This window comes from Flavivirga abyssicola (assembly GCF_030540775.2).
GTDB classification, from domain to species: domain Bacteria; phylum Bacteroidota; class Bacteroidia; order Flavobacteriales; family Flavobacteriaceae; genus Flavivirga; species Flavivirga abyssicola.
In genome coordinates this window covers 844800-852500 of sequence record NZ_CP141266.1, presented here as the reverse complement: position 1 = coordinate 852500, position 7701 = coordinate 844800, and the positions used below count along the sequence as shown (strand labels likewise).

The following is a 7701-nucleotide window of genomic DNA, read 5'->3' as shown; positions in this document are numbered from 1 at the left end:
GCCTACCAATTCCTGACAAACTCCGAATGCTATAAAATGATGACCGGCAGTGAGGGCATGGGTGCTAAGGTCCATGTCCGAGAGGGAAAGAACCCAGACCATCAGCTAAGGTCCCCAAATGTATGTTAAGTTGAAATAACGCGGTCGAACTGCTTAGACAGCTAGGATGTTGGCTTGGAAGCAGCCATTCATTTAAAGAGTGCGTAACAGCTCACTAGTCGAGCGGTTCGGCATGGATAATAATCGGGCATAAACATACTACCGAAGCTATGGACTTTTAAAAGTGGTAGGGGAGCATTGTAGTGTCGTCGAAGGTTTGCCGTGAGGCATTCTGGAGAAGCTACAAAAGAAAATGTAGGCATAAGTAACGATAATGCGGGCGAGAAACCCGCACTCCGAAAGACTAAGGTTTCCTCAGCTATGCTAATCAGCTGAGGGTTAGTCGGGACCTAACGCGAACCCGAAAGGGGTAGTGGATGGCCAACAGGTTAATATTCCTGTACCTGCTCACGCTAAAAGTGACGGAGGCGAAAATTTGGTGCGTGCTGACGGAATAGCACGTTGAAGGGAGTAGTAATACCCCGATAGTACACTGAGGCCTCGGCCAAGGTGATAATCCAGAGGACCGACTTCCAAGAAAAGCGAGTGAAGCAGCCCGTACCCTAAACCGACACAGGTAGTTGGGATGAGAATTCTAAGGAGCTCGAGAGATTCATGGCTAAGGAATTAGGCAAAATAGACTCGTAACTTCGGGAGAAGAGTCGCCACCCTTCGGGGTGGCCGCAGTGAAAAGGTCCAGGCGACTGTTTATCAAAAACACAGGGCTATGCTAAATCGAAAGATGACGTATATGGCCTGACACCTGCCCGGTGCTGGAAGGTTAAGTGGAGGGTTTAGCGCTTGCGCGAAGATCTCAAATGAAGCCCCAGTAAACGGCGGCCGTAACTATAACGGTCCTAAGGTAGCGAAATTCCTTGTCGGGTAAGTTCCGACCTGCACGAATGGTGCAACGATCTGGACACTGTCTCAGCCATGAGCTCGGTGAAATTGTAGTATCGGTGAAGATGCCGATTACCCGCTGTGGGACGAAAAGACCCCGTGCACCTTTACTATAGCTTAGTATTGGTTTTGGATAAGTAATGTGTAGGATAGGTGGGAGACTTTGAAGTGGCGTCGCCAGGCGTTGTGGAGTCATTGTTGAAATACCACCCTTTGCTTATCTAGAGTCTAACTCTCTTGCGAGAGGACAGTGCTTGGTGGGTAGTTTGACTGGGGTGGTCGCCTCCAAAAGAGTAACGGAGGCTTCTAAAGGTACCCTCAGCACGCTTGGTAACCGTGCGCAGAGTGCAATGGCATAAGGGTGCTTGACTGAGAGACCTACAAGTCGATCAGGTTGGAAACAAGAGCATAGTGATCCGGTGGTTCCGCATGGAAGGGCCATCGCTCAAAGGATAAAAGGTACGCCGGGGATAACAGGCTGATCTCCCCCAAGAGCTCACATCGACGGGGGGGTTTGGCACCTCGATGTCGGCTCGTCACATCCTGGGGCTGGAGAAGGTCCCAAGGGTTGGGCTGTTCGCCCATTAAAGTGGCACGCGAGCTGGGTTCAGAACGTCGTGAGACAGTTCGGTCTCTATCTACAGTGGGCGTTAGAAATTTGAGTGGATCTGACTCTAGTACGAGAGGACCGAGTTGGACAAACCTCTGGTGTATCAGTTGTTCCGCCAGGAGCATTGCTGAGTAGCTACGTTTGGAAGGGATAAGCGCTGAAAGCATATAAGCGCGAAACCCACCACAAGATGAGATTTCTTTAAAGGGTCGTGGGAGATTACCACGTCGATAGGCTACAGGTGTAAAGGCAGTAATGTCACAGCCGAGTAGTACTAATAACCCATAGGCTTATTGTACGCCTGTTTTTTTATAGGTTCGATGATATATTATCAATTTCGTGTACGTCATCCATAGGATGTTTTTTCAATATGTTAAGATATTTGCGCGCAGCGCAGTTGATAACGCCCATGGCGTTACCAACTCAAAGATTAAGGTAGTTATAGCGATGGGGCTCACCTCTTACCATTCCGAACAGAGAAGTTAAGCCCATTAGCGCCGATGGTACTACATCAGTGGGAGAGTAGGTCGTTGCCTTTTTTGAAGAGTCTAATTACAATTGTAGTTAGACTCTTTTTTTTTGCTCAAGATCCATGTGGCCGCGCTCAGGGCGTGATCAATCGGGAGCCCTTCATGGAAATATGGGGCTTTTTGTGGTTCCTTGGAAACTCTGCGCACAGGGCTCGTTGCTCCTATCCCATACCGCCCATTGTGAGGCCCTTTTAGTAGCGCGTGACAATCTGTTTTTACATTAAAAATAAGTTTTTTGAATTAAGATTCAATTTAAAAGATGATCTTCAATTAGATTGTGCTCAGCACAGTCTAACATACTTCATTTACAAGGAAAATTAAATTTTCTGAAAGCATATTAAAATTATTTAAACATTTTAGTCAAAAACTCGTAGTGGCTTTCTTATCTTTAGTACGTTTTTATAATAAGCATAATGACTGAAAATAAAGAACTTGATTTAGCTTGGAATTTTGTTAATAATACAGATAGAAATGTGTTTTTAACAGGAAAAGCGGGTACTGGTAAAACGACTTTCCTACATAAGCTAAAAATGCAATCTTTAAAGCGTATGGTTGTAGTGGCTCCTACAGGAGTTGCAGCTATAAATGCTAAAGGCGTGACAATACATTCCTTTTTTCAGATGCCTTTTGGCCCGCTTTTACCAGATACAGACTTAAACAATACGTCTTCTGGTTTTAACCGTAAATTCAGTAAGACTAAAATCAATATTATTAAATCTCTGGATTTATTGGTCATTGATGAGATTAGTATGGTACGTGCCGATTTATTAGATGGCATAGATAGAGTTTTAAGACGCTTTAAAAACAGAAATAAAGTATTTGGAGGTGTTCAATTATTAATGATAGGCGATTTACAACAGTTATCACCTATAATAAAAGAAAATGAGTGGGAATTACTTAAGCCTTTTTATAAAAACGGATTCTTTTTTAGTAGCCAGGCGTATATACAAAGTGAAGCCATTACAATTGAATTAAGCCATATCTACAGACAGGATAACCCTAAGTTTATTAATATTCTTAATGAGATTCGAACCAATACACTAACACAGGCTTCGGCAGATGAATTAAACAAACGTTACAAACCCGATTTTGTACCAGATGAAAAGGAAGGATATATATCGTTAACAACGCATAATAATAAGGCAGAAAACACCAATAATAGAGAATTAGATAAGCTTAAAACGAAAGCTTATACCTATAAGGCTGAAGTTGAAGGTAAGTTCCCTGAATATGCTTACCCTAATAAAGAAACCTTAACTTTAAAAGTTGGAGCTCAGGTCATGTTTATTAAAAATGATAGCTCACCTGAAAAACGCTATTTTAATGGGAAAATTGGCAAAGTAATTCATTTGGACATAGACGAAGTGATTGTAAATTGTCAGGAAGATGATTTTAATATTGTAACCACACCAGAAATATGGGAGAATATTAATTATAGCGTAGATGCAGAAACTAAAGCCATCACCGAAAACAAAATAGGTGCTTATACACAAATGCCCTTGCGATTGGCATGGTCAATAACCATACATAAAAGTCAAGGCTTAACTTTCGAAAAAGCCATAATAGATGCTCAAGGAGCCTTTGCTCATGGTCAAACTTATGTAGCATTAAGTAGATGTAAATCTTTAGAAGGTTTAGTGTTAAATAGTAAAATAAATTCCAGTCATATTATTAGTGATAGTAATGTGTTGTCGTTTAATAAAATGGCAGGAGAAAATCAGCCAGACGAACATGTTTTGCAAGCATCGAAATCGGAATTTCAGTTGAATTTAATAGCAGAATTGTTCGATTTTTATAAATTTCTTTATCCGATAGGACGGCTACTAGATATCTATTATAAAAATAAGACCAGCATAGAAGGGCAAATTGAAGACCCTTTAAACACGATGAAGTCCTGCGTAACAAATTTACTTAAAGTAGCCAATGCATTTAAAGCAGAACTAGTCAATTTAACAGAAACGTCTAAAGAACCAGAATCTAATAAAGCACTTCAAGAACGCTTTATAAAAGCAATTAGTTATTTTAGTAATCAGACAAAATTGCAAATAAGCCCAGCAGTTAAATCTTTTGGTTTTACGACAGATAACAAAACCATAGAAAAAGATCTTTTTAAACAGTTTGATACTTTAGAAGAATTATTAGCTACCAAATTATTGTATTTTGAAGGCCTAACAGCTGGTTTTAATGTCAATACTTTTTTAGAATTAAGAGCCAAATCTGTTTTTCTTGCTAAAGAAAAACCTAAAAAACCTAGAAAAACAGTAATTGATGGCACTACAAATATTGAGTTATTTGAATTGTTACGTGAGTTGCGAAATGATATAGCTAAGCAAGAAGACTTGATACATTATCAAGTATTTACACAAAAGGCTTTGTATGATATGTGTGAAACCTTACCAACTAATAAAAAAGAGTTAATGCAGGTTAATGGTATGGGAAAGGTTCGGGTTGAAAAATACGGAAGTGCTATTATGGAAGTGATTAGAGCATATTGTGACGAGCATGATATAGAAACATCTGCAGCCAGTGAGATTGATTTTTTTGAGGATCCAAAACCAAAACGTAAGAAGGGTGATACTAAAAAGATTTCTTTAGATTTATTTAAAACAGGTAAATCTGCTGAAGCCATCGCTTTAGAGCGCGATTTGAATGTCAATACCATTATGGGACATTTGGCAAGCTTTATACCCTCTGGCGAAGTAAAAGTAACCGATTTAATTTCTAAAACCCATTACGAGGAACTTAAAACGATTATTCCCAAAACAAAATTTGAAAATCTATCCGATTTAAAACACAAAATTGATGCTAAATATACTTACGGAGAACTACGTTTGGTAGTTGACGATTTATTTAAATGAAAAGGTTTTAAGAGTTAAATGTACTATCCTGTTCTACGTTATGTAACTTTGCTTAGGTAAAAGCGAAGCTCTTATCTCAAAATATTTCTTTAAAAATGCAATGGAATACGCTTTGCCCGAAGCGACGATAGGAGCCAAGTTGGAATGTGCATGGAATATGGTAGTGTCCTATCTAATTTTTAATCAATTTTCGGGTTTTATTCCCCGGTACCCTGTGTCGAAATAAAAAATAAAATCTACCTCTTACCCTTAGGTAGAGGTAGTTTATTAAAAACATAAAAAGAGGCACTATAATTATCATATAGTACCTCTTTTAAGTTTAAAGTTTGGCTAATATTTATACTTTACAGAATGAAATGAAATCCTGTATTGGTCCAGGCTCACCATCTCCTGTTGTTAGCTTTACTTTTGTATTTAAATGTACAGTATAAGCACAAGGTAATAAGTCATTAACATCAAATAGGCTAATTGGGCTTGACTCTGGTAAATTAATAAGTTGAGCAGATCCAAATGTTTCTGGTGCTGGCATTAATGGTATGGCTGCAAACCCAAAGTTTTGACCTGGTTTTTTAGGTCCTGTTATGGATAGTGATATAGAAGATAGGTTTTCGTTTCTAGCATGGTATTTTACATGCAATGCATTAGTGATTTTATTACAACCAGTGGTTGCAGAAACGATTTCATCAATATTTATAGAGACAGAAGCAAGTTGGTTTTGTACTATTTTCGGTGCCCAATTACCATGTTTATTTACATTGTCATATTCAACATTAAAAACCGCAATGGGTTTAGAGGTTCCAGCTATAACTTCTGTTGCTATATTATTTAATTCACGTTGTTTCATTCGAATAGCAAAATAACGATTAGTAGTATGTGGTCTTGCTGAAGAAACAGTTGCAGTACCAATATCCGATGGAGGTGCTGCCATGTCCAGGGGTATTAAATTGGTTAATGAAACAGTATTAAGTTTTAGAATTTCAGCGTCTTGATGTGGCTCAAAATTACCTTCTTGAGGTACAGGAATCCAATTTCCGTTAAAATTAATATTAGGAGCAATTCCATCTGTAACATATGGTATTTTTAATACTGGATTCATTGGATCTCCGGTAAGGATAATATGATTACCAATTGTTGTGGGAGGAATCATACTTGGTGTTACAGGAAGCCAACCTCCTGGTGCAGGAATATTATTGGGAGCACCTACCTCTTGGTATTCAAACATGTATTCCATTGGATTACCGTTTAATGTTTGCGTAATGGTACCAATAAGGTTAATTGTTCTATAAAATGCGTAATCATTAAACCCTGTACGTAATGTTTTTCCGTTTGCGGTATTAATTTCGTCTTGTATTTTAATTTTTCGAGTTAACCCAAAATTGGTAAATGATGCTGGAATTGGAATATCAGGAATTTTAATATCTTCTAGACAAAGCTTTACGCAAAGACATGGTCCTACATTATTCCTTTTATCAGATGGTTTTTCGAACTCTATTGGGCTACCATTGTATTCTAATTTAAAATATACATCTGGTCCACTGTTGAAAGGAGGAAAAGGTGTTTCTATATTAACTAAAGGAGAAAGAAAGGTTTGTTTAAAATCTTTACTACTATAATCTATTCTAAAACGCCCATTAATATCTGTAATATCAGAGCCTAATTCATCATCATGAATCCAATCATCGTCCATTGCAATTACTTTAAAACCAGAAATTGGAATATTGTCATTTTTACAATCAAGTAATATTCCACAAATTACCCAAGCATCAAACAATTCACGTATCCTACACCAAAAACGGCTGTTAATACAATATTTCCAGTAAAATACAATGCCCAGTTTAGTCTGTCTCCATCTCGGTTGTAATGTAGTAAGGGTAAACTGAATAGAGTTGCGCTGCTTACTTTTTTGATTATAAACACGTTTTGTTACAATATCGATCATGATAAGACCATCGTACTCAGCATATTTTCCTTTTAATTCGGTTTCATAATTTCCTTTTTCATCAATTTCTGCTTCTGCTAATAGTAATTTAGATTTAGCTTTGATTTGTTTTTCTCCCAAAATTTGTAACGTATCTTTTGGATTCGCTGTTACATGCGTTACCACATCAATATCCAGATTCGCTACTCTGTAAAAACGTACAATAGAACCAAATAATGGTTCTTTACAATCTTTGCATATTTCTCCTGAAAGATTTCCTTTTAGAATAAACCCCATTTTATATAAGTTTTAAGATTAATTTGTTAATGGTTTCAAAAATAAATCTTATTAAAAAGCTGTAATAGAGTTGTTTAACTGTTTTTGTTTGGGGTAAAACCCTTTTTTTTAACAGGGATTAGACTGGGTATATTGAATTATTATGTTTTAGAGAATACGATTGACAAGTTTTAAATACTATCTATATACATATACAAAGTAGAATTCAAAAAAAATAATTGGAATTATAAATATAACTAGTGCTTAGGATTTTTATTTTTAAAAAGCAATCGAGCGCTTGGCAGCGGCAATTATACATAATATTGAATTATAGATATCTAATGCTACGAAATACATTTGTACTATAATGTTCTGCGTTATGTAACTTTGCTTTGGTAAAAGCGAAGTTGAATTTCTACATTTTCTTATTTTTTTCTTCTAAAATCTTTCTCTACGATGTTAATGGAACACTCTTTTTACGAAGCGACGATAGGAGAGTAGTGGAATGTG

Annotated in this window: 2 protein-coding genes and 2 rRNA genes (1 of these 4 cut by a window edge); 3 read left to right on the top strand and 1 reads right to left on the bottom strand. The window is 37.3% G+C overall.

From position 1 onward, the window contains the following. The 3 genes from Q4Q34_RS03370 to Q4Q34_RS03360 form a co-directional block, all read left to right on the top strand. A 23S ribosomal RNA gene (locus Q4Q34_RS03370) occupies positions 1-1907 on the top strand; it begins 915 nt to the left of the window's first position. Positions 1908-2040: 133 nt separating this feature from the next. Then, positions 2041-2148: ribosomal RNA gene (gene rrf / locus Q4Q34_RS03365) — 5S ribosomal RNA — on the top strand. 404 nt (positions 2149-2552) lie between these two features. After that, the gene (locus Q4Q34_RS03360) at positions 2553-4997 is read left to right on the top strand and encodes a helix-turn-helix domain-containing protein (protein WP_303316959.1); all 2445 of its coding nucleotides are present in this window, start codon (positions 2553-2555) and stop codon (positions 4995-4997) included. Between the two features lie 337 nt (positions 4998-5334). On the opposite strand, the gene Q4Q34_RS03355 is transcribed toward Q4Q34_RS03360, so the two are convergent. Beyond that, positions 5335-7212, bottom strand: coding sequence for a hypothetical protein (locus Q4Q34_RS03355; RefSeq protein ID WP_303316960.1), 1878 nt, complete (start codon positions 7210-7212; stop codon positions 5335-5337). Positions 7213-7701: the final 489 nt, after the last annotated feature.

Coding starts and splice junctions, on each gene's coding strand:
- Q4Q34_RS03360 (WP_303316959.1), top strand. CDS start 2,553: ATGACTGAAAATAAAGAACTTGATTTAGCTTGGAATTTTGTTAATAAT.
- Q4Q34_RS03355 (WP_303316960.1), bottom strand. CDS start 7,212: ATGGGGTTTATTCTAAAAGGAAATCTTTCAGGAGAAATATGCAAAGAT.